At 60.2% G+C, this 25,092-nt stretch carries 22 protein-coding genes; 9 read left to right on the top strand and 13 right to left on the bottom strand.

What is annotated here, in order from left to right; translation table 11 throughout:
- Window positions 1-160: 160 nt before the first annotated feature.
- Entirely contained in the window at window positions 161-769 is a 609-nt protein-coding gene (locus tag EL257_RS09870) for a lytic transglycosylase domain-containing protein (protein ID WP_126362055.1), read from the bottom strand.
- A gap of 205 nt (window positions 770-974) precedes the next feature.
- On the opposite strand from EL257_RS09870, the gene gspG reads away from it, so the two are divergent.
- Together gspG and EL257_RS09860 are read left to right on the top strand one after the other, a co-directional pair.
- Window positions 975-1,403 (top strand): type II secretion system major pseudopilin GspG, encoded by a 429-nt coding sequence (gspG, locus tag EL257_RS09865; RefSeq protein WP_126362053.1) that lies wholly within the window; start codon window positions 975-977, stop codon window positions 1,401-1,403.
- Between the two features lie 14 nt (window positions 1,404-1,417).
- The gene (locus tag EL257_RS09860) at window positions 1,418-2,605 is read left to right on the top strand and encodes a type II secretion system F family protein (RefSeq protein WP_126362052.1); all 1,188 of its coding nucleotides are present in this window, start codon (window positions 1,418-1,420) and stop codon (window positions 2,603-2,605) included.
- 76 nt (window positions 2,606-2,681) lie between these two features.
- On the opposite strand, the gene EL257_RS09855 is transcribed toward EL257_RS09860, so the two are convergent.
- Window positions 2,682-3,581, bottom strand: a complete 900-nt coding sequence (locus tag EL257_RS09855) for a LysR family transcriptional regulator (RefSeq protein ID WP_126362050.1) — start codon at window positions 3,579-3,581, stop codon at window positions 2,682-2,684.
- Between the two features lie 233 nt (window positions 3,582-3,814).
- Between EL257_RS09855 and EL257_RS09850 the strand changes: the two genes are divergently transcribed.
- Complete coding sequence (locus EL257_RS09850; RefSeq protein WP_126362048.1) at window positions 3,815-4,834, top strand: alpha/beta hydrolase; 1,020 nt, start codon at window positions 3,815-3,817, stop codon at window positions 4,832-4,834.
- Between the two features lie 108 nt (window positions 4,835-4,942).
- Window positions 4,943-6,370 carry a mechanosensitive ion channel family protein gene (locus EL257_RS09845; protein ID WP_126362046.1) on the top strand — a complete coding sequence of 476 codons (1,428 nt, stop codon included), beginning with the start codon at window positions 4,943-4,945 and terminating at the stop codon, window positions 6,368-6,370.
- A 129-nt stretch (window positions 6,371-6,499) separates the two neighbouring features.
- Here EL257_RS09845 and ycaC read toward each other — a convergent pair whose 3' ends face one another.
- The 7 genes from ycaC to EL257_RS09810 all read right to left on the bottom strand — a co-directional run bounded on the left by ycaC (window position 6,500) and on the right by EL257_RS09810 (window position 13,970).
- Complete coding sequence (gene ycaC, locus EL257_RS09840) at window positions 6,500-7,123, bottom strand: isochorismate family cysteine hydrolase YcaC (protein ID WP_126362044.1); 624 nt, start codon at window positions 7,121-7,123, stop codon at window positions 6,500-6,502.
- Window positions 7,124-7,193: 70 nt separating this feature from the next.
- Entirely contained in the window at window positions 7,194-9,032 is a 1,839-nt protein-coding gene (locus EL257_RS09835) for an amidohydrolase (RefSeq protein ID WP_126362041.1), read from the bottom strand.
- Between the two features lie 43 nt (window positions 9,033-9,075).
- Entirely contained in the window at window positions 9,076-9,702 is a 627-nt protein-coding gene (locus tag EL257_RS09830; RefSeq protein ID WP_126362039.1) for an antibiotic biosynthesis monooxygenase, read from the bottom strand.
- Window positions 9,695-10,111, bottom strand: coding sequence for a DoxX family protein (locus EL257_RS09825; protein ID WP_126362037.1), 417 nt, complete (start codon window positions 10,109-10,111; stop codon window positions 9,695-9,697). Before EL257_RS09825 ends, EL257_RS09830 begins: the two co-directional genes overlap by 8 nt.
- A gap of 214 nt (window positions 10,112-10,325) precedes the next feature.
- A complete protein-coding gene (locus EL257_RS09820) occupies window positions 10,326-10,685 on the bottom strand; it encodes a DUF6124 family protein (RefSeq protein ID WP_126362035.1) in 360 nt (119 codons plus the stop codon).
- 436 nt (window positions 10,686-11,121) lie between these two features.
- Complete coding sequence (locus tag EL257_RS27715) at window positions 11,122-12,900, bottom strand: hypothetical protein (RefSeq protein ID WP_172604465.1); 1,779 nt, start codon at window positions 12,898-12,900, stop codon at window positions 11,122-11,124.
- A gap of 146 nt (window positions 12,901-13,046) precedes the next feature.
- Window positions 13,047-13,970 (bottom strand): LysR family transcriptional regulator, encoded by a 924-nt coding sequence (locus EL257_RS09810; protein WP_126362033.1) that lies wholly within the window; start codon window positions 13,968-13,970, stop codon window positions 13,047-13,049.
- A gap of 210 nt (window positions 13,971-14,180) precedes the next feature.
- Here EL257_RS09810 and EL257_RS09805 point away from each other — a divergent pair, with 210 nt between their 5' ends.
- Complete coding sequence (locus EL257_RS09805; RefSeq protein ID WP_126362031.1) at window positions 14,181-14,612, top strand: helix-turn-helix domain-containing protein; 432 nt, start codon at window positions 14,181-14,183, stop codon at window positions 14,610-14,612.
- 134 nt (window positions 14,613-14,746) lie between these two features.
- The gene (locus tag EL257_RS09800; RefSeq protein WP_126362029.1) at window positions 14,747-17,650 is read left to right on the top strand and encodes an ATP-binding protein; all 2,904 of its coding nucleotides are present in this window, start codon (window positions 14,747-14,749) and stop codon (window positions 17,648-17,650) included.
- On the opposite strand, the gene EL257_RS09795 is transcribed toward EL257_RS09800, so the two are convergent.
- Together EL257_RS09795 and EL257_RS09790 are read right to left on the bottom strand one after the other, a co-directional pair.
- Window positions 17,627-19,084: an ATP-binding protein gene (locus EL257_RS09795; RefSeq protein ID WP_126362027.1), complete on the bottom strand. Its 1,458-nt coding sequence runs from the start codon at window positions 19,082-19,084 to the stop codon at window positions 17,627-17,629. The two genes, EL257_RS09800 and EL257_RS09795, sit on opposite strands and share 24 nt — an antisense overlap.
- Window positions 19,085-19,174: 90 nt before the next feature.
- The gene (locus tag EL257_RS09790) at window positions 19,175-20,125 is read right to left on the bottom strand and encodes a GlxA family transcriptional regulator (protein ID WP_126362025.1); all 951 of its coding nucleotides are present in this window, start codon (window positions 20,123-20,125) and stop codon (window positions 19,175-19,177) included.
- Between the two features lie 217 nt (window positions 20,126-20,342).
- Between EL257_RS09790 and EL257_RS09785 the strand changes: the two genes are divergently transcribed.
- A complete protein-coding gene (locus EL257_RS09785; RefSeq protein WP_126362023.1) occupies window positions 20,343-21,065 on the top strand; it encodes a pirin family protein in 723 nt (240 codons plus the stop codon).
- Between the two features lie 49 nt (window positions 21,066-21,114).
- Here the strand turns inward: EL257_RS09785 and EL257_RS09780 are convergent, their stop codons facing one another.
- Both EL257_RS09780 and EL257_RS09775 read right to left on the bottom strand, forming a co-directional pair.
- The gene (locus tag EL257_RS09780; RefSeq protein ID WP_126362021.1) at window positions 21,115-21,531 is read right to left on the bottom strand and encodes a hypothetical protein; all 417 of its coding nucleotides are present in this window, start codon (window positions 21,529-21,531) and stop codon (window positions 21,115-21,117) included.
- A 218-nt stretch (window positions 21,532-21,749) separates the two neighbouring features.
- The gene (locus EL257_RS09775) at window positions 21,750-22,619 is read right to left on the bottom strand and encodes a LysR family transcriptional regulator (RefSeq protein ID WP_126362020.1); all 870 of its coding nucleotides are present in this window, start codon (window positions 22,617-22,619) and stop codon (window positions 21,750-21,752) included.
- A gap of 112 nt (window positions 22,620-22,731) precedes the next feature.
- Between EL257_RS09775 and EL257_RS09770 the strand changes: the two genes are divergently transcribed.
- Together EL257_RS09770 and EL257_RS09765 are read left to right on the top strand one after the other, a co-directional pair.
- On the top strand, window positions 22,732-23,931 hold the full coding sequence (locus EL257_RS09770; RefSeq protein ID WP_126362018.1) for a YbfB/YjiJ family MFS transporter: 1,200 nt from the start codon (window positions 22,732-22,734) through the stop codon (window positions 23,929-23,931).
- Window positions 23,932-23,992: 61 nt separating this feature from the next.
- Window positions 23,993-24,991, top strand: coding sequence for an NAD(P)H-quinone oxidoreductase (locus EL257_RS09765; protein WP_126362016.1), 999 nt, complete (start codon window positions 23,993-23,995; stop codon window positions 24,989-24,991).
- Window positions 24,992-25,092 lie beyond the last annotated feature (101 nt).

The following is a 25,092-nucleotide window of genomic DNA, read 5'->3' as shown; positions in this document are numbered from 1 at the left end:
CGACAAATGCCTCGGAGCAATCCGCGTGCCACAAAAATTTGCATTACTGTTCAATGTCTTACCGTAAGGATCTGAGAATCCGGGGATATTCCCCACCCGATTCCCCCACTAATCGGGCCCGCTCGGTTTCCCCGTAAGTGGGGGAAAAACGGGCTGGAGATCACAGCGGGGCATCCATCGCCAAGCCCTGCAAACGCCGGTACTGGCGCAACACATTCGGTACATATCGCTGGGTTTCGGCGAACGGCGGAATCACCCGGCCCCGGCTGAGCACCGCGTCGGGCCCTGCGTTGTAAGCGGCTACGGCGAGAGTGATGTCGTTGTCGAACAGGGTCATGAGGCGCTTGAGGTATTTGGCCCCGCCCTGGATGTTGGCCTTGGGGTCGTAGACGTCGGTCACGCCCAGTTCACGCGCGGTGTCCGGCATCAACTGCATGAGCCCGCCCGCGCCTTTGGGCGACGTGGCGCCGGGGTTGTAACGCGATTCGGCGTTGATCACCGCGTGCAGTAGCGCTTCGGGTAACTGGTTGACTTTCGCCGCTGCCGAAACCAGTTCCGCGTAGGGCTGACTGGCGATCATTTGCGGCTGCTGATCGAGGCTGACCACCGTGGCCTCAGCCTCGTGAATCACCCGTTCGTAAGCACGTCCGGGCCGGTGCACGTTGGACAGTACATAGCTGCCCTTGGCGTCCACCGAGATGAACACATCGGCCTGCGCGGCGCCGCTGAGCAATACACAACCGAGCAATCCGCTGGCAAGGAATTTCATGTCGGGCCTCCCCGGATCGACCCCGATAAGTTGGGGGAAATGCCCCAATGGCCGATCACGTTTGAGCCATACGCAAGCACTGTGCCGACACTTGACAGGCCCGTTTTACGGGCGCTTCAGCCAATCAGGCATTTCCGGCGAGGGCTGAGCACGGCAATTGCATGAGTCCTTCAGGCGACACGGCTGCCACTCACGGGAGGTCATCATGAAGCTGCAATTTCGTCCGCGTGGCCAACGCGGTTTCACCCTGCTCGAATTGCTCGTGGTGCTGGTGGTGCTCGGCCTGTTGGCCGGGATCGTCGCGCCGAAATACTTCGCCCAACTCGGTCGCTCCGAAGTGAAGGTGGCGAAGGCGCAGATCGAAGGCCTGAGCAAGGCGCTGGATTTGTATCGACTCGAAGTCGGCCACTACCCGTCCACCGAACAAGGCCTGCAAGCCTTGGTGCTGGCGCCGAGTGACGAAGCGAAATGGACGGGGCCGTACTTGCAGAAAAAACTGCCGCAGGATCCGTGGGGACGTAATTACGCCTACCGCTACCCCGGCGAAAACAGCGAGTACGACTTGCTGTCGATGGGCAAGGACGGCCAGCCCGGCGGCGAAGGCGAGAACGCTGAAGTAACCAATTGGCAGTGAGCGGAGCGCGGCCCATGCGATTTCATTTGAAGGCGGTCGGCAAGGCTGGGGTGGTGTCCTTGAGCGTGGAAGCGCCGGGGGACAGTGAGGCGCGGCGCATTGCCGAGGATCAAGGTTTGCGGGTGCTCAGCCTGCACGCCGACAAGCATTGGCGTTCGCTGCGATTGCGCCAGCGCGAGACGTTCAATCTGGTGTTGTTCAGCCAGGAACTGACCACACTGATCAATGCCGGCCTGCCGCTGATCGATGCGCTGGAGAGCCTCGCCGAAAAAGAAAGCGCCCCCGCTGCCCGCAAAACCTTGAGTGAACTGGTACGCCTGCTTTACGAGGGAAAATCGTTCTCGCAGGCGTTGGGCCAGTTGTCGGCCGTGTTCCCGCCCCTGTACGTGGCGCTGGTGCAGTCCAGTGAAAAGACCGGCGCAGTCGGCGAGGCGCTGGGCCGTTACGTCAGTTATCGCCAGCGCATGGACGAGGTGCGGCAGAAGATCATCAGTGCCTCGATCTACCCGATGCTGTTGCTGGTGGTCGGCGGTGGCGTGGTGTTGTTCCTGATGGGTTATGTGGTGCCGCGCTTCAGTCTGGTGTTCGAAGGGTTGGGCAATAACCTGCCGTGGCTGTCGCAGGTGTTGATGAGCAGCGGCATGTTTTTGCATGCGCATCAGGCCGAATTTTTTGCCGCACTGGCGGCACTGGTCATCGCCCTCGCCGTGCTGCAAAAGCAACCGGCGTTTCGCCGTGGGCTGGACCGGTTGGTGGAGAAGCTGCCGGCCGTGCATCAACGGATTTTCATGTACGAGCTGGCGCGGTTTTATCGTTCGCTGGGGATTCTGCTGCAAGGCGGGATTCCGCTAGTCACCGCCATGGGCATGGTGCGCGGCTTGCTCACCGTGGCCTCACGGGTCCGGCTGGACCAGGCTTGCGAACGGGTGCGCGAGGGGCAATCGCTGTCCACCGCGCTGGAGCTCAATCACTTGGTGACACCGGTATCGCTGCGTCTGCTGCGGGCCGGTGAACAGTCCGGCAACCTCGGACAGATGATGGAACGCAGCGCCGACTTCTACGACGAGGAAATCAGCCGCTGGCTCGAGTGGTTCGTGAAGTTGTTCGAACCGCTGCTGATGACCTTCATTGGCCTGCTGATCGGGGTCATCGTGATCCTGATGTACATCCCGATATTCGAGTTGGCGTCGAGCATCCATTGAACCGGGAAACCTTCAGCCCCCGATCCAGGTAGGTGCGCAGATACGACAATCGCCTACAGTTTGATTTGCGTACGGATCAGAGGGCGACGTGGCTTTCGTTCAGGCGTTCACGCAAGAACTCGACCAGCGCCTGCACCGGTCTGGAGGCCTGGCGATGCTGCGGATAAACGGCCGAAAGCGTCAGCGGCTCCGGGCGGAAGTCATCCAGCACCGGCACCAGTCGCCCGTCTTTCAGTGCCGCGCCGACGATGAATGTCGGCAGATAGGTAATGCCCATCCCCTGCACCGCCGCGTCCCTGAGCAATTCGCCGTTGTTCACGCGCATGCGTCCAGTGACATTGACCAGCAGCGGTTTGCCGGGCCCTTCGTTGAAGCGCCATTGCACCGAGCGGCCATGGCCGTATGGCAAACAATCGTGGCTGTGCAGATCGTCAGGCTCGAGCGGCGTGCCGCGTTCGGCGAGGTAGGCCGGGCTGGCGCAGTAAACGCGCTCGATGCTGGCGATACGGCGGGCGATCAGCGTCGAGTCTTCCAGTACGCCGATCCGCAACGCCAGATCGTAGCCCTCGCCCAGCAGATCCACCGGGCGATCACTCAGATCAACTTCCACCGTGACCTCGCGATAGCGCTGCAAGAACATCGGCAGCAGACAACCCAGATGCGCCACGGCAAACGACAGCGGCGCACTCAGACGAATCGTCCCGCGCGGTTCCGCCGTCTGCCCGGCGATGCCCTGCTCCACCTGCTCGACTTCGCCGAGCAAACGCAGCGCCGACTCGTAATAACTCTGGCCCAGCGGCGTGACGTCCAGGCGCCGGGTCGAGCGATTGAGCAACCGCACCCCGAGACGCTCTTCCAGCTGCATCAATCGACGGCTGACGAACTGCTTGGACAGCCCCAACTGATCAGCCGCCGACGTGAAACTGCCGGAGTCCATGACCTGGCAAAAAATACGCATGTCTTCGAACGGGTTCATTGTCACTCTCTGGTGGACAGTTAAACGCTTTATAGCCGCTTTTTCACTTTTCAGCAGCCCATTAATCTGTGCTCACGGTTTGAACACAACCCTGAACACGTAGGAGCTGCCGCAGGCTGCGATCTTTTGATCTTGATCTGCGGACATCGGGTGATGGCAAAAGCAGGATCAACAGATCGCAGCCTTCGGCAGCTCCTACAGAAACCTGTAAATACTCAAAAATGGAATTGAATATGAACATCAAGCAGACCCTCGCCGCTTCCCTCCTCGCTCTCTCCGTTGGCAGCGCTTTCGCCGCCGAAAGCACTGGCGTCGAACACAACACCCAAGCGTTTCTCAATGCCCTCGCCGCCGGCGGTGGCAAACCCCTTGAGCAACTCAGCCCGAAAGACGCCCGGGCGGTGCTCACCGGCGCACAGGCGTCGGTCAAGGTTGATTTGTCGGGTGTGGAAGTCAGCGACAAGGCGATCAAGGTCGATGGCCAGACGATCAATCTGAAAGTGGTACGTCCGGCCAAGGTCAAAGGCGAGTTGCCGGTGTTCATGTTCTTCCACGGTGGTGGCTGGGTGCTGGGTGACTTCCCGACGCACCAACGCTTGATTCGCGACCTGGTAGTGGGCTCGGGCGCGGTGGCGGTGTATGTCGATTACACGCCGTCGCCGGAAGCGCAGTACCCGACGGCGATCAATCAGGCTTACGCCGCAACCAAATGGGTGGCCGAGCACGGCAAGGACATCGGTGTCGACGGCAAGCGTCTGGCGGTGGCCGGCAACAGCGTCGGCGGCAACATGGCGGCGGTGGTGGCGCTGATGGCCAAGGAACAGAAAACCCCGGCCCTGCGTTTCCAGTTGCTGATGTGGCCGGTAACCAACGCACAGTTTGATGACGGCTCGTATCAGCAATTCGCCGAAGGTCATTTCCTCACCAAGGGCATGATGCAGTGGTTCTGGGACAACTACACCACCAACCCGGCAGAGCGTGCGCAGATCCACGCTTCGCCGCTCAACGCCAGCGCCGAACAGCTCAAAGGCTTGCCCGCCGCGCTGGTGCAGACCGCCGAGTTCGACGTGCTGCGTGACGAAGGCGAAGGTTATGCGCGGCATCTGGATGCGGCCGGCGTGGCGGTGACTTCGGTGCGTTACAACGGGATGATTCATGACTTCGGCCTGCTCAATCCGCTGAGCCAGATCCCGGAAGTGCAAGCGGCGGTGCGTCAAGCGGCGGCCGAACTGAAGACTCACTTGCAGCCTTAACGGCAAAAGATCGCAGCCTTCGGCAGCTCCTGCATTGGAATGCATATCCCTGTAGGAGCTGCCGCAGGCTGCGATCTTTTTATTGGCAGACACTGCGGAGTTCCAGTCATGACCCTTTTCTATACCCACCTGCTGTCCTGGAGCGCCGCCCTGCTGCTGCTCGATGCGCTGCTCTGGCAGTTCACGCCCTTCAAGCACCGTGCGCCGAAAGTCGCTGTGCGTCTGGCGCTTTTTATGGCGTTCAGCGCACTGGTGATCAATGCCGGTGTCAGTCCGCTGCAAGCGCCACAGTTTGATGATGATCGCGTGGCACAACTGGGTGCGACCGCGTTGGGGATTCTCTGGTGGCTGTACGCGGCGCGGGTGCTGACCGAGGTGATCGGCCTGGCACTGATGCGCCGCATCGGCCACAGCGGCCGGTTGTTGCAGGACGTGATCGGCGCGCTGGTGTTTCTGGTCGCCATCGTCGCCGCCGCCGGCTACGTGCTCGAACTGCCGGTCAAAGGTTTGCTGGCAACGTCGGGCGTGGTCGCCATCGTCGTCGGTCTGGCACTGCAAAGCACTTTGGCCGACGTGTTTTCCGGCATCGTGCTGAACACCACCAAGCCGTATCAGGTAGACGATCTGGTGATGATCGACGGCGTCGAAGGCAAAGTCTTCGATATCGATTGGCGCGCCACGCATTTGCTGACCAGCGCTGGGACCATGGCCGTGGTGCCGAATTCGGTGGCCGCGAAGGCAAAAATCGTCAACCTCAGCCGTCCAAGCAACATGCATGGCGTGTCGATCAGCATCAAGGTGCCCAACCACATTCGTCCGCGCCGGGTACTCGATGCGCTCGACCGCACCCTGCAGGGCAGCAGCTCGCTGTTGCTCACACCGGCACCGAAGGCTGTGCTGAAAGAAGCCGGCGAAACCATGTCGGAATACGTCGCCAGTGGCTTCATCGCCGAGCTGGGCAAGAAAAGCGAAGTGCGCAATCAACTGTTCGACCTCGCCCACCGACATCTCGAAGCGGCGGGCATTTCGCGGCATCCGGACGGCGTGATCGAACCGTCGAGCCGTGCCCGTGCATTGCTCGATGAAGTAAAAATCTTCCGCTCGTTGAGCGCAGAAGAACGCGATCGCCTCGCCGAATCGATGGTCGCTCAGCAATACACCGCGGGCCAGGTGGTGCTGGATCTCAACGAAGTGCCGGACAGCCTGTTCGTGATCGCCACGGGGGTGGTCAGCGCGACAGTGCCGGATGGTGTTGGGCAGACCGAGGCCGGGCGCATGGGCCCAAGCGAAGTCATGGGCGAGCAGAGCATTCTCGCCGACACGCCGTCGCAAGCGACGTTCACGGCGCTGACGTCGAGCATCATCTATCGTCTCGACAAGCAGTTGACCCGAGAGTGCATGGACAAGCGCAGCGAGGTCAGCCGGGCGTTGAACAAGTTGCAGGCGGTGCGTCAGCAGAACAGTCGTCTCGCGTTGATGGCCAAACCGGTAGCGGTGAAAAAAGGCGGGTTTCTGGGATGGTTGCAGAAGCGTTGAAAGCAAAAGATCGCAGCCTTCGGCAGCTCCTGCATGGGAACGCAATTCCCTGTAGGAGTTGAGCGCAAAAAATCGCAGCCTGCACTGCAATTCCCTGTAGGAGCTGCCGCAGGCTGCGATCTTTTGATCTTACTTGGCGGTCAACTTGGTGTAGCTGTTGATCAGGTTGCGATAGTTAGGCAGACGCTCAGACAGCAGATGCGCCAGGCCTTCCATGTCGTTGCGCCAGTCGCCTTGCAGCTCGCACGCCACCGAGAACCAGTTCAGCAGGTGTGCACCCGCCGCCGACATCCGCGCCCACGCCGCTTGCTGCACAGTGGTATTGAAAGTGCCGGACGAATCGGTCACGACAAACACTTCATAGCCTTCAGCAATGGCCGACAGCGTCGGGAATGCAACGCAAACGTCAGTCACCACACCGGCGATGATCAGTTGCTTGCGACCGGTCGCTTTGATTGCCTTGACGAAGTCTTCGTTGTCCCACGCATTGATCTGGCCTGGACGCTGGATGAACGGCGCGTCCGGGAATTGCTCACGCAGCTCAGGCACGATCGGGCCATTGGGACCTGCGTCAAAACTGGTGGCCAGAATGGTTGGCAGCTTGAAGAACTTGGCGATGTCGCCCAGCGCCAGCACGTTGTTCTTGAACTCGTTCGGGGTGAAATCCTGCACCAGCGAAATCAGACCGGTCTGGTGATCGACCAGCAGCACCACTGCATCATCTTTGTTCAGACGGGTGTAAGGAACGCTCATGGGAAACTCCTTCGTGGACGGATGGATGAAGCGCTAAGCGCCGACCGGATGGCCGGCGCTTTTTACAGAATCAGAAAGCGAAGCAGGAGCAACCGAACGCGCCCCAGAAACCGGCGAAATCGCTGACCGGGGCGTTCGACATCCGCGCCTTTTCATGGCTGTGGGTGTGCACGGCGCAGGGGCCGCTGCACTGGTGAACTTGCGCCTGCAACGGCGAATTCGGCCGCCAGTGCCCCGGGACTTTCACCACGGGCGACCAGTCCGGCAGCACCGGAATCGAACGCGGACCGAGATCTTCGAAGTCGCCAGCGGCGTAGACAATCTTGCCGCCGACCACGGTCAGTACCGACTCAATCCACTTGATCGCTTCTTCCTCGACGTGGAAGAAATCCGCGCTCAGTGCCGCCAGGTCCGCTAGTTGCCCGACTTTGATCTGGCCTTTCTTGCCCTGCTCCGAAGAGAACCAGGCGCTGCCGTGGGTGAACAATTCCAGCGCGGTGGTGCGCGGCAAGCCTTCTTCGTACAGCGCCAGGCCGCCGACAGTGCGACCGCTGACCATCCAATACAGCGAAGTCCACGGGTTGTAGCTCGACACCCGCGTGGCATCGGTGCCCGCGCCAACCGGTACGCCTTCGGCAAGCATGCGTTTGATCGGTGGGGTCGCTTCGGCAGCTTGCTTGCCATAGCGGTCGACAAAGTACTCACCCTGGAACGCCATGCGATCCTGAATCGCAATGCCGCCGCCCAGTGCTTTCACCCGTTCGATGTTCTGCGGGGTGATGGTTTCAGCATGGTCGAAGAACCACGGCAAACCATTGAACGGAATGTCGCGATTGACCTTCTCGAACACGTCGAGCATGCGGCTGATCGATTCGTTGTACGTCGCGTGCAGACGGAACGGCCAGCGCTGTTCAACCAAGTGGCGCACCACCGGCTCCAGCTCTTGCTCCATGGTCTGCGGCAAGTCCGGCCGCGGTTCGAGGAAGTCTTCGAAGTCTGCCGCCGAGAACACCAGCATCTCACCGGCGCCGTTGTGACGCAGGAAGTCATCGCCCTGATGCAATTTGACGCTGCCGGTCCAGTTCTGGAAATCGCTCAGCTCTTCTTTCGGTTTTTGCGTGAACAGGTTGTAGGCGATGCGCACGGTCAACTGGTCGTCTTTGGCCAATTGCTCGATGACTTGGTAATCGTCCGGATAGTTCTGGAAACCGCCGCCGGCATCGATTGCACTGGTCAGACCGAGGCGATTGAGTTCGCGCATGAATTGGCGGGTCGAGTTGACCTGGTATTCCAGCGGCAGCTTCGGCCCTTTGGCCAGCGTCGAGTACAGAATCATCGCGTTTGGTCGCGCGACCAGCATGCCGGTCGGGTTGCCGTTGCTGTCGCGCACGATCTCGCCACCCGGCGGGTTCGGCGTGTCGCGGGTGTAGCCGGCCACGCGCAGAGCGGCGCGGTTGAGCAGCGCACGATCATAGAGATGCAGGATGAACACCGGGGTGTCCGGCGCCGCCTGGTTGATCTCTTCGAGGGTGGGCATGCGTTTTTCGGCGAACTGGAATTCGTTCCAGCCACCGACCACGCGCACCCATTGCGGAGTTGGCGTGCGATCGGCCTGATCCTTGAGCATGCGCAGTGCGTCGGCCAGCGACGGCACGCCTTCCCAGCGCAGTTCGAGGTTGTAGTTCAAACCGCCCCGAATCAGGTGCAAGTGCGAGTCGTTGAGGCCAGGGATGACGCAGCGGCCATGCATGTCGACCACTTGTGTATTCGGGCCGCGCAGGGCCATGGCTTGCGCGTCGTTGCCGACAACCACAAAACGGCCATCGGTGATGGCCACGGCGCTGGCCAGCGGTTTGGTACGGTCTACGGTATGAAATTGGCCATTGAATAAAATCAGATCGGCGCTCATCGCAGTTCCTCAAGCAAAGTGAAAAGGAGCAAACCCCGCGCGCTCAACGCAGCGAGGTTTCTTGGGAATCGAGGTGTTCATGGGCCTGGTTCGCTTCGAGCCACGGCGTAAACAACCGGGTGACCGGCGGCATCACCACGTACACCACCGAAAGGACGATGGTCAGGGTGATCAGGAACGTCGCGATGACGTAGTTGGAAAGAATCGGATGCAGCGCCAGCAACGGGCCCCAGATCAGCGGCACCAGCAAGGTGTGCGGCAGAATCACCAGCAGCGAGACCACGGCCTGTTTCCAGCGTGGCGGCGGCGAAGCGGCATCAGCCAAAGGCGAGAACCAGAATTCATTGATCGGCGCGACTTCGGTCTGATCGCCGTCCGCAAGCATTGGCGCGGCTTCATCGATCAGCGCGCGACGTTGCGGCGATTCCAGCCAGCCTTGCATCGCTTCGGTGGAGCTGAAGCGCAGCACACAGGTATAAAAGTCGAGACGCCCGCGCTTGCCGCGCACCACGTCCACGCCCAGATGCCCTTCGCGTTGCCCGGCAACCCGGACGATGTTGCGCAGCCAGGCTTCATACGCCGACTCAAAGCCGGTTTTTACCGAGTGTTTGATGATCAACGTGACCGTCTCATCGGCCCCCGGTGCTTGTGGATTGAGGACTTCAGGCATAACGCAACACTCCGGGCAAACGAACAGAAATCGCCAGCCGTCCCGGCCCGGCGATAAACACAGTGGTAAACAGGATCAGCAGCAACCAGCCGAATTGCCCTTCGGCGACACTCCACTGCGGATGCACGATCAGCAACGCCACCAGCAGCACAAAGAGAATAGGCAAGCAGGCCAATCGCGCCAGCACCCCGGCGATGATCAGTAGCGGACAGACAACTTCGGCAAAAATCGCCAGGATGAGCGTGAGGTGGGCGCCGAGGTGGAACGGGTCTTCGATCAGTTGAAGTTGCGCGGTGAAGTCCAGCAGCTTGGGCAGGCCGTGAACCCACAACAGGAACAACCCGCCGGTCACCCGCAGAAACAGCAAACCGAAATCGCGTGCCTGTTCATCCCGTTGAGAAACGTGCATGGGCCCACCCTTGAATAGTCATTGGGGTGAATCATGCCGGGGATGGGTGGGGGGAAATTGGATGGGTGTGCTTAGTTCTGCGGCGTGCCGAAACTCCCAGAACACCGCAGATCCCTGTGGGAGCTGGCTTGCCAGCGAAAGCGACGTGTCATTCAACGTATTTATAGCTGACCCGACGCCTTCGCGAGCAAGCTCGCTCCCACAGGGAATGTGTTCAGGCAGGTAGATCGAGGTTATCCAGCACCCGATTCACCGCCAGCTCGCCGAGCATGATCAGTTGCGCAATCCCCAGCAACGCCCGGCGCTGGGACACGGGCAGCAGGTTGGCGACGTCCTGGGCCAGGGTTTTGGCCGAGGCGAGTGTTGCGCTGGCATCGGCCAGCAGCTCTTCGTTTTTGTTGTCGGCGGTCACGGCGTACATGCCACGAATTCTGCGTGGGGGCGGCGTGGAGCCGGGTGGACAGAGGTAATGGTCGAGGGCGCGGTCGGCGGCTTCGTTGAGTTTTCTGGAATCGAGGGTTTCGTGGGGGGACGCGGGCTTGGTGTTTGGCGGGTTGGGTGTGACTTTGAACATGGTGAATCTCCGTGAGGGTCTGAGCCGCCACGACTTATCGCTAAACAAGTTGGGGGTGGCGGCTGTACGCAGGTTAGCGATCCGGGTCACAGAAACCCCGGGTAGACCTTTCGGTCTCCCACGCACAGCCACCATTACGCGATTGCAAAAAGGGAAAACCACAATCGAGAGCGGAGCGTTGTTGCGTCTGTAGTCGGAGCCGGATCGCTAAACCCGATCGCTGATCTTTTCAGCGACCCGCAAACAATAGAGACCGGACCACAAGCGCACAAGCCGGCGGATTCTGGCGTAGCTGTAGGCAAAGGCGCAAGGTTGCGTAGCCTGAAAGAGTGTCTGCTGGTGTTGCTTAAACAGCGATGTTTAATACACCGAAAAACCAGGCATCACACCGAACCCTGTGGGAGCGAGCCTGCTCGCGAAGGCGGATCAAAAACAGCTATTGGTTAAGAGGCACTCCCCGTATGGTGTATTCGCGAGTTTGAAAGACGGTCGCCTTTTCCGGGTCGGGCACCTGATCCAGGTTGACACTGAAACGGATGACCAGCTTGCTGTTTTCGCTCAGTTGGCGCAGATAACGGGCCGCAATAGTCACGCTGTAACTGCCATTCTCCACCCATGATCGAGGCACGATACTGTTACCAGCCCAAAACTGTAAGTCATGCGGGCCATCAACTTTCTGGCCTTGCAAAACCAGGTGGAGTCGCTGGTACATCGCAATATGCGGCCAATCGCCAAAAAACAGCGTTGCGCCGGATTGCACATCACTCAAGTTCAGGAACTCGGTGCCATTGGCTTGAGTAATCACTGGTGCGGGAAGTCTGTCCATAGCAATCGGCAGCACGTCAAGGCGCAGCGGCGGCAACGCCACCGGCAGGGAACCGTCCCGTGTGTAGGTAAAATTCACCGCCATTGATTTTCCGATGCTGTATGCCACCAGTGCTTTGGGCAATGTGATTCTTCTCGGACGCGTTGTACCGGCCACCACTGGCGCAGTGGTATGCGAGCCTGCAGCGGGTGTGCCCTCAGCGGCCGTCACCGTCACACTGATTCTATCGGTGGGCCGCATGTCATAGTCCAACACGGCAGTCAGTGAAGTGAGTGCGCGAAGCGGATCAAGGCTGACGTTGTCAGGCGCTTCCTCGATGCTCAATTGCCCACTCACCACCGGTTTGACGCTGATTGCCCAAGGGTCGGTGATATGACCATCGCCGTACAAAGCCTTGGCTGTGAACGAATGAGCACCGACGGCCAATTCAGATAGGCAGAGAGACCAGATACCCGAACCGGCACGAACCGGCCCCTTGGAGTCTGACCCGTCAAACACTTCCACTTGTTCGTCAGGCATCGCGGTGCCGCTGATCGTCACACGGGTGTGCGCTGTTTCTCCTCCGTCGGCAATGGCTTGGCCGGCCGCATCTGTCACAGAGACGATTTCAGGCTTATCTGGCAACGGCGGCGTTGCGGTGCTGACGATGTAATGGCGTGGCGCAAAAACCACGGCATCGGTTTCTTCCTCACTGGCATCGAGCGATGCACTGAACTCCACGGTCAGCACGCTGCGATCCTTGAGCCCCTGCAGCACAGCGGCGGGAAAATCCTGCGCGAAGAAGCCGAATCGGAAAAAATCCAGATCGACCACACTTTCCGGCGCACGCCAGTACTGTTGATCAAACACACTACCGTCTGCGTTTGTGCCTTTAAGCCGGGCCCAAAAAAAATGTCCCTGCATGATCAAAGGCCATGCATCGATTCTCAAGGTAAATTGAGCCAAGTCTTTAACGGATAAATCGAGACCTCGTCCCTCCTCGTCTGCCTGCACGATCATTACTCGGGGCAAATCTGCTTGCGCCAGTGGCAGGACATACAATATCTGCGGTAGCGATGTCACTGTCGGCGAGCTGCCGCGAATGATCTGGTAGGTAAGTGTCACCGTCCTACCTTGATTGATCGCCGCCAACGAATAAGGGATAGGCAGAACTACCGGGCGCCGGTCGCCGACTTCGACGAAATCTGAGGAATAGGTGCCTTCAGGTGGCGTCCCCGGTGCGCCCTGCCATTTGGCGCTCAGTCGGTCCGTGGGCTCAAGGACAGCATCGCAGGCAAACGTCAGTGAATATCTGGCTGACTTTGGATTCAGCAGCGTGGGCGTCCAGCTCTCCAGAACATATGGGGGTAATAAGCCATCTATCACTATCGTGTTCTTCGGGCTATTCATCCTCGCGCTCCTGTGCATGGCCTAAGTTGCCCCAATGGACACTGGCCTATCACACACGCAAACGTGTCACCACCGCTACTGTCAACAATGACAGGTGCGGGGCTATTTTCGACGAGCGGTGGGCAGCTTGCCCTCTGAGTTGGGTATCACGTCTGGGCAATATCCAGCGGCGCCGCCATGAACTGGCTGATCCGTGCGCGCAGCCACTTCTCTGCCGGGTCGTTGTCGTGCACCCCGCTCCACGCCATCGACAACTGCGCCGCGTCAATCGGGAACGGTGGATCCTCGGCGCGCAAGGCGCAGCCATCAACCAATGCGCATGCGGCGTAATCTGGCACGGTTGCGATCATTTCGGTGCCGGCGAGCAAGGCGCGCAAACCGCTGAACTGTGGAACACCGAGGACAACACGGCGCGAACGGCCGATCTTGGCCAGATCCATGTCGATGTTGCCGCTCAAGTCCCCGGAGAACGACACCATCGCATGCGGACGCTCGCAATACTCGTCAAGCGTCAGCGGCTCCGGACGGTCATCGCCGCGCAGGACTTTGCAGGGAATGTCGCGCAGTTTTTTGCGTTTGGCATTGGCCGGCAAATCGGTGGTGTAACTGACGCCGACAGAGATTTCCCCAGAGGCCAGCAAGGCCGGCATCAATAAATAGTTGGCGCGCCGCACCACCACAACGATACCCGGCGCCTCTTGCTGAAGCTGACGCAGCAGCGGCGGAAACAAGCCGAACTCGGCGTCATCCGACAAACCGATGCGGAACACATCGCAACTGCTCGCCGGCTCGAACTCCTTGGCGCGGCTGACGGCGCCGGAAATCACGTCCATCGCCGGTTGCAGTTCCTTGAGAATCGCCAGCGCGCGGGCCGTGGGTTCCATGCCGCGACCATTGCGCAGCAACAACGGATCGTCGAACAGATCGCGCAAACGGCCCAACGCCGCGCTTACCGCCGGTTGCCCCATGAACAGTTTTTCCGCCACGCGGGTCAGGTTCTTTTCGAACATCAGCGCTTCGAAAATCACCAGCAGGTTCATGTCGACGCGGCGCAGATCATTACGGTTCATGGGCACGGATTCCTTATAACCAGCCAGACGCAAGTGCTACGCACTTTACGCGATCCACCGGCCTGTGAACGCCGGGCCAGAGCGAAATTAACAACGATTAACTCGTCAGACAACGTGCGCGCGCCCAACAATGAATACCTCTGCTCAGCGTTGTTTTTCGACCTGAGGGAAGCGCTACCCGTGCCTTCCCCTCCGACACGGACTTTGGCCATGGCTCAATTACAGCAAACCGTCGCCCTCGCCCCTGCCAGCGAACCGCGCAAAAGCGCCACCGGCGGACTCAGTCCGCAGCGCGAACGCCAGGTGAAACTGTTGATTCTCGAACGTCTGGGCGAAAGCCTTGAAGTGACCGAACTGGCCCGCGCCTGTTCGCTGTCACGCAGCCATTTCTCGCGCGCCTTCAAATGCAGCACCGGGCTGTCGCCGCAGGACTGGATCCGCAAACAGCGCATCGCCCGGGCCAAACTGCTGATTCAACACACCGATATGAGCCTGACGCAAATCAGCCTGGAATGCGGCTTTTGCGATCAGGCGCACTTCTGCCACATGTTCACCCGCAGCGAAGGGATCAACCCGTTCGCCTGGCGCTGTCAGGTCATGCGTGAACCCAAGACCAGCCGCCCACGCCACGTGCCTTTTTGAAGAGTGGCTAGGCGCCAGCCGTTGCGCTGACGCCAAAACCTGAGGATTATGCCGGGACATCACGAACTGGAAGGTCTGCGCGCGCGCCAGGCCCCGATTCGTCCTGTCCGTCGCGGCACCGCAGGAGTGAGCTGTTGAGTTTTTCCCCGAATCAGGCCATCGGTTTCGGCCCCTATCGGATTGTTCCCAAGCAGCGTCTGGTGCTGGAGGGCGAGCAGCCGTTGCGCCTCGGTCGCCGGGCGATGGACATTCTGTTGACGCTGCTGGCGCATGCCGGCGAAGTGCTGAGCAAGCAACAATTGATGGCGGCGGTCTGGCCCGACACTGTGGTCGAAGAGATCAACCTGCGCGTCCACATGGCGGCGCTGCGCAAGGCACTGGGCGACGGCCAGGCCGGCCAGCGCTACATCATTACCGTGGCGCAGCGCGGCTATAGTTTTGTCGCGCCGATTGTTTTCGAATCGATTGAGCAACGGCCCGTCGCCAGCGCCGCCCGCCACAACCTGCCGCTGCGCCGCACGCGCATGATCGGGCGCCAGGCGCTGGTCGACAGTCTGATGACGCAACTGCCGCGCCAGCGCTGCATCACCCTGGTCGGCCCCGGTGGCATTGGCAAAACCACCGTGGCCCTGCGCGTGGCCGAGCAGTTGATCGGGCAATACCCTGATGGTATTCGGCTGGTGGATCTGGCTCCCCTCAATGATCCGCGCCTGATCGGGTCGCATCTGGCCGCCCTGCTCGATCTGACGCTGGCCGACAGCGATCCGCTGGCGAGCCTGATCAGAGGCCTGAGCCAACGCCAGATGTTGCTGGTGATCGACAATTGCGAGCACTTGATCGACGCGGTGGCGACCCTCAGCGAAAGCATTCTGCGCGGGGCACCGAAGGTGCATATCCTCGCCACCAGCCGCGAAAGCCTGCGCGCTGAAGGCGAATACGTGCAGCGTCTGGATTCTCTCGATTACCCGTCGATGACAGCCGTGCTGGATCGCCAGCAGACACTGGGATTCTCAGCCCTGCAGCTGTTTGTCGAACGCGCCACCGCGGCGCTGGAAAGCTTCGAACTGGAAGACGAACAGTTACCCTTGGCGATCGAAATCTGCCATCGGCTGGACGGTATTCCGCTGGCATTGGAGCTGGCCGCCGCGCAGGTCGGCGAGTTGGGGCTGAAGGGTTTGCTGACTCAATTGCAGGGGCGCTTGCCGCCCTTGGTCGCGGGCCAGCAGAGCCCTCTGGAACGGCACCTGACCCTGCGCGCCACGCTGGACTGGAGTTTCAATCTACTCAACCGCTGTGAGCAGACCGGCCTGCGCCGGTTGAGCGTGTTTCGCGGCGGTTTCACGCTGGAATCGGCGGCGGCAGTGATTGTCGGCCCGGAGATCAAGCCCGAAGCGGTGTTCGCGTCGATCACCCAACTGGTCGCAAAATCGCTGCTCAGTGTCGAGGTCGGCGATGAGGAGGTTTTCTACCGATTGCTCGACACGACGCGTCGCTATGCCCTGGAAAAACTCGACCTCGCCGCGGAATTCGAAGAAACCCGCGAACGCCACGGACAACGCTGCCTGGCGCTGATGGACCAGGCGCAAATGGATTGGGAGCACACGCCGACGAAGCTGTGGATCGAGCGCTACGCTCGAGGCCTCGAGGATTTGCGCGCAGCACTGGATTGGAGCCTCAACGGTGACGGCCCCGGCGATCTCGGTGTCCGCTTGACCGCGGCATCAGCGCCGCTCTGGCAGGAGCTGTCGCTGCTCAAGGAATACGGCGGCTATGTGCGCCAAGCGTTGCAGCGTTCGCAAAGCCTGCGCCCGCCCTGCCCGCACCTGACGATTGCCTTGCAACTGGCGCATGGCAGCGCCTGTTATCACATGTGGGGCGGCACCGCAGAAACCATCCAGGCGTTCGTCGATGCTCACGCAATGGCGCAGGAACACAGCGATGTCGCCGGTCAGCTCCGCGCGGTATCCGGGCACATGGCCGTCAATCTCAGCTGCGGACATTACCGCGCGGCGCTGGCGCAAAGTGAACAGTTCAATCAGCTCGGCGCCCACGATGATCCGCTGCTGTCGCTGAGCACGCACCGTCTGCGCGTGCTGGCGCTGCATTACGCCGGCGACCAGCCGCAAGCCCGGACACACGCCGAACAGGTCATCGAACGCATGGCTCAGAGTGGCCACCTCAATCGATTCACCCATGGTTTCGGCGTGCAGTACGATCAGAGCGTAGCCTCGCTGACGGTGCTCGCGCGGGTGTTGTGGCTGCAGGGTTTTCCTGAACAAGCATGGCGCACCGCGCGGCAGGCACTGGACATCGCCCTGCAGATCAACCACGGCACGTCGATTTGTTACACCCTGGCCCTGGCGTCGTGTTTGATCGCTCATTACAACGGCGACCGGCAGAACGCCCGGGCATTGCTGCAACTGTTGCTCGAACAATCGCAGAAACATTCCGTGCTGCTGTTCCATACGTGGGCCCGGCATTACGCGCAAGTGATCGACGCTGACAACGCGGCGCCGATGCAGACCGCGGACAGTGGATTGATTCGGGAAGTCATGGTCACGCTCGATGAGCGCTTCGTTGACGAGGCATTAATGCAACGGGCATGCATGGGTGAGGCGGGCTGGAGCACAGCGGAGATTTTGCGGGCACGGGCGGCGCGGATGATGGCTGAGGATTTGCAGTGCTCCGACCAAAGCCTTCGCGAGCAGGCTCGCTCCTACATCGGAGTGGTATCGACCGCGGACTACTGTGGGAGCGAGCTTGCTCGCGAAAGCGTCCGTTCAGCCAGCGACAATCTTCAGGTCGCAGAACAAATCCTTCAGCAAGCCCTGTCCGTTGCCCAATCCCAAGGCGCGCTCGCCTGGGAGCTGCGCAGCGCTACCTCTCTGGCGCAGCTGTGGCAACGGCAAAATCGCTATCGCGAGGCACTGGATCTGTTGATGCCGATCTACCAACGGTTCACCGAAGGCTATGCCACTCCAGACCTGCGAAAGGTGCGCGACTTGCTGGATCAGCTAGACCGCCAATTGCAGCACTGACGCGCGTTTCTCGCGATTCAGGTAGCGCGCATAGCGTTGTTCGAAATCGATCCACTCCTCCTGCTCAAGCCATTGCTCCCAAGCGTAACTGCGAGTGGTATTGAGCAGCCGGTAGCGCTCACCGCCAATGCGCCGCTCCATGCTCAGCCACGATTTACCGACCAGTTGCGCAAGGACTGTCGTCAGCACTGGCGGCGTCAGACTGGCACAGGTGATGACGGCCGACGCGTCATCAAGCGTGAAGACTTTGTGAAATACCGACAGCCGTTGCAGGGCCAATTGTTCGAGTCCACTGAGGCGGTGATAGCCCCAGTCGAGCGCGGCCTTGAGCGTTTGATGGCGCGGAACGGCGGTGCGCCGACCGTGACTGAGCAATTGCAGACAATTGCCCATTTGCGCTTGCAACCCGACCAGCGCCAGCGCATCGATCTGGGTTACCGCCAGCTCGATCGCCAAGGGCAATCCGTCAAGTCGGCGGCAAATGTCACACACCGCTTCAAGATCCTGTTCACGCAGCACGAAGCCCTGCTGACGGGTCCGCGCACGACTGACAAACAGCTGAACTGCCGAATAACTCATTGCCTCTTCTATGCTGATCGACGCCGAAGACCTTGGCACGGTGAGTGGTCCTAAAGGCTGAAGCTTTTCCGGATGGACCTGTAGCGCCTCGCGGCTTGTCGCCAGCACCGACAGGCGCGGCGCAGCGTCGAGCAAGCGGCGCACCAGCGCCTGACAGCGTTCGCGCAGATGTTCGCAATTATCCAGAATCAATAAGGCATGGCGCTGTGTCAGGATGTCGAAGTCGGTCTCGAGGGTGTCCAGCACCGCATCGAGCAGCGGCGTGGTGTCATCGATCAAAGCCAGATCAACCCGCCAAACGCCATCGCAAAAATGCTCCAGCATCAGCTCGGCCACGCGCAGTGCGACCGTGGTTTTGCCCACACCAGCCGGCCCCGTGAGGGTCATCATTCGGCACAGCGGCAGTTGTCGCACCAGATCGCCGACCAGAGCATCGCGACCGGTCACCGGTGTCAGTCGCGCAGGCAAATTATGTTGCGGCGCTTGCAAGTGCTGGAAAACCGGTTGAGCGGTGATGTCGTACTGCACCGGCGCGATGAAGCTGTAACCGCGCTGGGGCACATTGACGATGTAGCGCTGACCGTTTTCTCCATCACGCAGGGCGCGGCGTAGCGCCGCGATGTGCACGCGCAGGTTGATCTCTTCGACCACCGAAGTCGGCCAGACCAGAGCGATCAGTTGCTCTTTGCTGACCACTCTTGCGGCGCGTTCGACCAGCACTTGCAGAATGTCCAGCGCACGACCGCCCATACGCAGTTGCCGATCCCCTTCGAGGATCAGCCGTTGGCGCGTATGAAACGCGTAAGGGCCGAAACGCAGCACCGACGCCGAACTCAAATCGTGATGGCTGTTCATGACAGCTATCTTGGCAGTGTCTGGTGACGGTACAACCATTAAGCACGGCGCAGCACGGACATCGGGGTGCGCCAGACGGACAGAACCGCTCTAACTGAACTGTTCGCGGTACTGCGCGGGGGTCAGTCCGAGCTTTTCGGCAAACAGTGACCGCATATGTCGAACACTGCCAAAGCCACTTTTGTAGGCCACGGTCTTCAGCGGCAGATCGCTGGTTTCGAGCAGGTTCCGCGCACAATCGATGCGCGCATTCTGCAAGAATTCCATGGGGGTCATGCCAACGTCGCGGGCGAACAAACGGGCGAAGTGGCGTGCACTCATATTCGCCAGACCGGCCATGCGTTCCACAGAGAATGCTTCGTCGAGATGTTCCAGGACCTGGTTCTGCACCCGAGTAATGGGGGTTTCCACTGGGGCGACTGCGGCCATCAACGGGCTGAACTGCGCTTGACCGCCCTGCCGCTTCATCACCACCAGCAGCACTTTCGCGACATCCTGCGCAAGCTTCTTGCCGTGGTCCCGGGCAATCACCGCGAGTGCCAGGTCGATGCCTGCGGTCACCCCGCCGGAAGTGATCAGGTTACGATCTTCAACAAAGATCTGGTCGGTCGCGACGCTCGCCTTTGGAAAACCTTTGATCAAACGCTCGGTGTAGTTCCAGTGAGTGGTCACGCGATAACCATCGAGCAATCCGGCATGCCCCAATATGAAAGCGCCGGTGCAGATCGAACCGTAACCGCCAGCACGCTGCACCGCGCAAGGCAGCCAGGCGAACAACGCCGGAAATCTTTCGTTGTATGCTCCCGGACCGCCGGGGATCAGTAGCAGGTCGTAATGTTCACAGGCTTCATCAATGTGCCGGTCGGCTTGCACCTTCACACCGTTGGATGCGCGCAGCGCTCCCTGCTCGGTGCCGAGGGTGACCAGTTGATAGTGCGACTCTGCCGGCAAGTAACGGTTGGCAACCGAAAACACCTCGAGCGGCCCAGCCATGTCGAGCAGAAGAAAATCGGGAAACAGCACCATTGCCACGGTTTTCATGGAATACGTCACCGGGATCAAGAATTTAAACGCGTCTAGCCGCTGCACATTATGGCTAAGTGCGAGTCGGGCGCGCCGAAGAATTGGTGAACGTTACCGCAAAACTGTCAACCTGAGCAGGACAGTCTTTCAATTTCCATCTACTTTTTGAGCAGCATGGTAAACAGTAACCTTCTCCTCACTCGGACGAATTCACGTCCCGTAAGGAGATTTCATCATGCTGACTCTTCGCAAAGCCTCCGATCGTGGCCTCGCCAATCATGGCTGGTTGAAGTCCTTTCATACTTTTTCTTTCGCCAGCTACCGCAACCCGCGTGAGCAGGGTTTTTCCGACCTGCTGGTGATCAATGATGACCGCGTCGCCGCTGGTAAAGGGTTTGGCCAACATCCGCACCGCGACATGGAAATTTTCTCCTACGTACTCGAAGGCGCGCTGGAACACAAAGACACTCTGGGCACCGGTTCAGTCATCCGCCCTGGTGATGTGCAACTCATGAGCGCCGGCAGCGGTGTGGCGCACAGCGAGTTCAACCATTCGGCGACGAAACCTGTGCACTTCCTGCAAATCTGGATCGTGCCAGAGGTCAGCGGCGCAAAACCGCGCTATCAACAAGAGCATTTCAGCGCACAGAAAAAACGCGGCCGCTTGCAACTGATCATTTCGCCGGACGGCAGCGATGGATCGCTGAAGGTGCGTCAGGACGCCCGAGTTTACGCCGGCCTGTTCGACGGTAAGGAAAGCGCCACGCTGAAACTGCCTGCCAACCGTTATGCCTATGTGCATGTAGCGCGCGGGAGTGTCGAACTCAACGGCGTGCAGTTGCAGGAAGGCGACGGTGTGCGGGTTCGTGAAGAACAAGCGCTGACCGTGAGCAACGGCGTGGATGCCGAGGTGTTGGTGTTCGATTTGCGGCCGCAGGAATTGCCAGAGATGCCATGAGGCAGTGCGTCAGCGCCCACGAAAACGGCCTTCCAGTGAAGGCCGTTTTTTATTCGGGCGATTCAGGTAAAGAAAAATCGAAAGGGCTCGGTGGCCGGAACTCCTTGCCTGCCTGAATGGCCGCCAGCGTAGTTTGAATCGCCACATACGTGTTGGCCTGATTGGCGTAGCAAGCGCCGACAACGATCGCAACGATGCCAACCAATTGCACGACAGTGGCCGCCCAGACATTCGCCTTGACTGTCGCCCCCTGCCTGGCCGCATCCTCTGCCCTTCGCGCAGTGTCCTGCATCTGCGTCGCAATCGAATCGTAGCGTTTGTCTCGTTCGAGTTGAGCTTTGTCGCGCTCAGCCTGAGCCACCAGAAACGCATCGATTTTTGCCGACACTTCGTTCACCCGAGTATCCATTCGGGTTTCGATGGTCTCGATTCTGGCATTGAACTCTTCGCGGCTGATGGCATTCATGATTTGCGTATTCCACCCCTTGCTCGACGTGTCACAGATTGGATTGTGCAGCACTTCCCTGACTTTCAATTCGACACCTTTTTCGGTTACCGAGACCTTCCCTGGCCGTTGGCGTCAACAATAGAATCCTCCTCCCTTCCTAACAAGCCGGCAGTTTCTGAGCCGGACGTAGGCCGTTTCGTCAGGTTTTGTAGCCCTGCCAAAACCCCGTAACGAGCTTATTCATTCTCCAGAGCAAACGCCTCGACGATCTGCGCGATCACTGCCCGTACACGCGCGGTATGGCGTAAATCCGCGTGGGTCACCAGCCACACGTCGTAGGGCTCAGGGCGGACTCGCTGCGGCCAGATTCTGACGAGGCCGTCGCGTTCGCCCATGTATACCGGAATCTCCCCAACACCCAGGCCTGCCGCAATCGAACGCCGCACCAGCAGACTGGAGCTTAGCGTCGCGACGATGCGCCCGCGTGTCAGCGGTTCACTGACCAGCGTCAGGTCTTTTTTCAGATACGGTTGATAGACCACCAGATCATGGCCTTCAAAGGCTGTGCCCGGTTCGGGAACCCCGTGGTCGTCGACATAAGCCTGAGCAGCGAAAAGTCCTACGGGCCAGCGCGCAATTCGCCGCGCGATCAAATCAGGATTGTCGGGCCGCGTATTGCGCACGGCGATATCCGCCTCGCGCTTGGCCAGACTGAGAATCTGCGTCGAAGCGTCGAGGTGCACCTGCACATCCGGATGCTGCTCATGCAGGCAAGCGATTGCCGGAATGAGGAAATCGATCGCCAGCGAATCGGTGGTGCTGACCCGCACGCTGCCCGTCAGCCGGTCGTCCAGACCCTGAATCTGCCGCTCCAGCTCTAGCGCTGAATGCTCCATTTTTTCCACGCTCTTCAGCGCCGCCTCACCCACCGCAGTCAGTGCGTAACCGTCGGAGGTGCGCAGAAACAACGTGGCCCCGAGGGATTTTTCCAGCGCGGCGATACGTCGCCCGACCGTCGCCTGATCGACATTGAGGATTCGCGCGGCTCCGCGCAATGTCGAGGCGCGGCAGACAGCGAGAAACACCCGTGCATCATCCCAATTCACCCTGCCTCCTTATGATGCATTTACGCATCATAACGATGGAAATTCGCTGCATAAACGCAGCAACGATAACCGATATGCTGGGCGCCATGAATCTTTCTCGGAAACTGAAATCATGCGTACCTCAACCTCTGGTGCTCCCTGGATGCCGATCATCGCTGGCCTTTGCGCCAGCCTGGTCAGCATTGGACTGGCACGGTTTGCCTACACACCGCTGATTCCTTCGCTGATCGAGGCGCAGTGGTTTTCCGCCAGCGATGTGGTCTATCTCGGCGCCGCCAATCTGATCGGTTACCTGATCGGCGCCCTGCTCGGCCGACCCATGGCACATCATCTGGGCAACAAGAACGCCCTGCGACTGATGATGCTGGCCGTGACCGCAGCATTTTTCGCCTGTGCACTGCCGTTGTCTGTGAGCTGGTTTTTCGGCTGGCGCTTGCTGTCAGGCATCGCTGGCGGCGCGATCATGGTGCTGGTGGCGGCAACGGTGTTGCCCCATGTTCCGCCGGCGCGCAAAGGCCTGGCCAGTGGTGCGATCTTCCTTGGCATCGGCCTCGGCATCGCCGGTTCGGGGACGATTGTTCCGCCGCTGTTGCAGCTTGGTCTGCAAGCCACCTGGGTGGGGCTCGGCGCGATTGCGCTGCTGCTGACCGCAGTGAGCTGGTTCGGCTGGCCCGCGGATCTGCGACATGCCGTCATTCACCACGATGCCGCGCCTGCGCCAATACCTCGCGATGTGTATGTGTTGTTCGCGCAGTACGCCTTCATGGCCGCCGGCCTGGTGCCAGCCATGGTGTTTCTGGTGGATTACGTCGCGCGTGGGGTCGGCGCCGGTGCACATGTCGGCGGACTCGTTTGGGTCATGTACGGCTTGGGCGCGATTGTCGGTCCAGTGAGTTACGGTTTCCTCGCCGATCATTTCGGCGCCCGTTTGAGCATTCGCCTGGTGCTGGTGGTTCAAGCGATTGCTCTGGGGCTGCTGGCTGTTTCGCATACTTTTGCGGCATTGGCGGTGCTTGCGGTGATCCTCGGTTCATTTCCACCGGGCATCGTCCCGCTGGCGTTGGCGCGGGTGCATGAGCTGGTGCCGCAGCACGCTCGTCAGCAAATCGCCTGGAGTCGCGCCACAGTGTCGTTTGCCTCGTTCCAGGCACTCGCGGGTTTCGCTTACTCAGCGCTGTTCAACGCGAATGGCGGCCACCACGCGACGCTGTTTGTGGTCGCCTGCGGCGCGATCGTCGTGGCGTTATTGCTGGAATTCGTCACGAAATGGCTGCCGGCCTCTGGCGCCGATAGCCGCTGCTGCGCCAATTGAAGGGAATCATTGCTCGCCGACTGCGTTCCCATCTACAGACCTTTTTCCTGGAGGATTCAACATGTCTTTGCCCGCTGAAATGACGCGCATTGAAATCACCGAACCCGGTGGCCCTGATGTCTTGCAAGTCAAACGCGTGCCGCTACCGGATGTAGCGGAAGGCGAAGTGCTGATTCAAGTGCACGCTGCCGGCGTCAACCGCCCGGACGCCTTGCAACGTGCCGGGCAATATCCGATGAAACCCGGCATGAACCCGATTCCCGGCCTGGAAGTCTCCGGCGTCGTGGTGTCTGTCGGCGCCGGTGTGAATGCGTTCGCCGTCGGCGATCGGGTCTGCGCCCTAACCAATGGCGGCGGTTATGCCGAATACGCAGCTGTGCCGGCCGGTCAGACGCTGCCAATCCCCAATGGGCTCGACTGGGTGCAGGCCGCCGCCATCCCGGAAACGTTTTTCACGGTGTGGGCCAACCTGTTCGGTCTCGGTGGCGCGAGCAAGGGCCAGCGCGCGTTGATCCACGGCGGCACCAGCGGCATCGGCACCACCGCCCTGATGCTCTGCCGCGAATTCGGCATCGATGCCTTTGCCACCGCAGGCAGCGCTGACAAATGCGCGGCGATCAGTAAGCTCGGCGGTCAGCCTATCAACTATCGCGAGGAAGACTTCGCCAAGGTCGTGGCCGAGAAAACTGACGGTCAAGGCGTGAATGTGATTCTCGACATCATGGGTGGCTCTTATCTCAACGGTAATGTCAGCGCCCTGGCGATGGACGGAAGGCTGGTCATGCTCGGTTTTCTAGGGGGCGCCCGGGCCAATGATTTTGACTTGCTGGCGATGATGGCCAAACGCGCGGTGATCACCGGATCGCTATTGCGAGCACGCACCGCTGCGGAAAAAGCGGCGATTGCCAGTGAGCTGCGCGAACATGTGTGGCCAGCACTGGCGTCCGGCCGCTGCCTGCCCCTCATCGACAAGGTTTTTGCGCTCAACGACGCGGCCAAAGCCCATGCACACATGGAGGCCGGCGACCATATCGGCAAAATCGTGCTGCAGGTCGGCTGATTGTTTGCAGCATTTTGAAATCGTTGAACACGTACGGTGGTCGTAAATCCCACGCGCGGACCGAGCTATCTGGTAAAAAGCGTTCTTTGTCTGCGCCGTGG

The organism is Pseudomonas fluorescens (genome assembly GCF_900636825.1).
Lineage (GTDB): Bacteria > Pseudomonadota > Gammaproteobacteria > Pseudomonadales > Pseudomonadaceae > Aquipseudomonas > Aquipseudomonas fluorescens_BG.
Note: the sequence above shows the minus strand (reverse complement) of the source record. Positions and strands in the feature narration are given on the sequence as shown.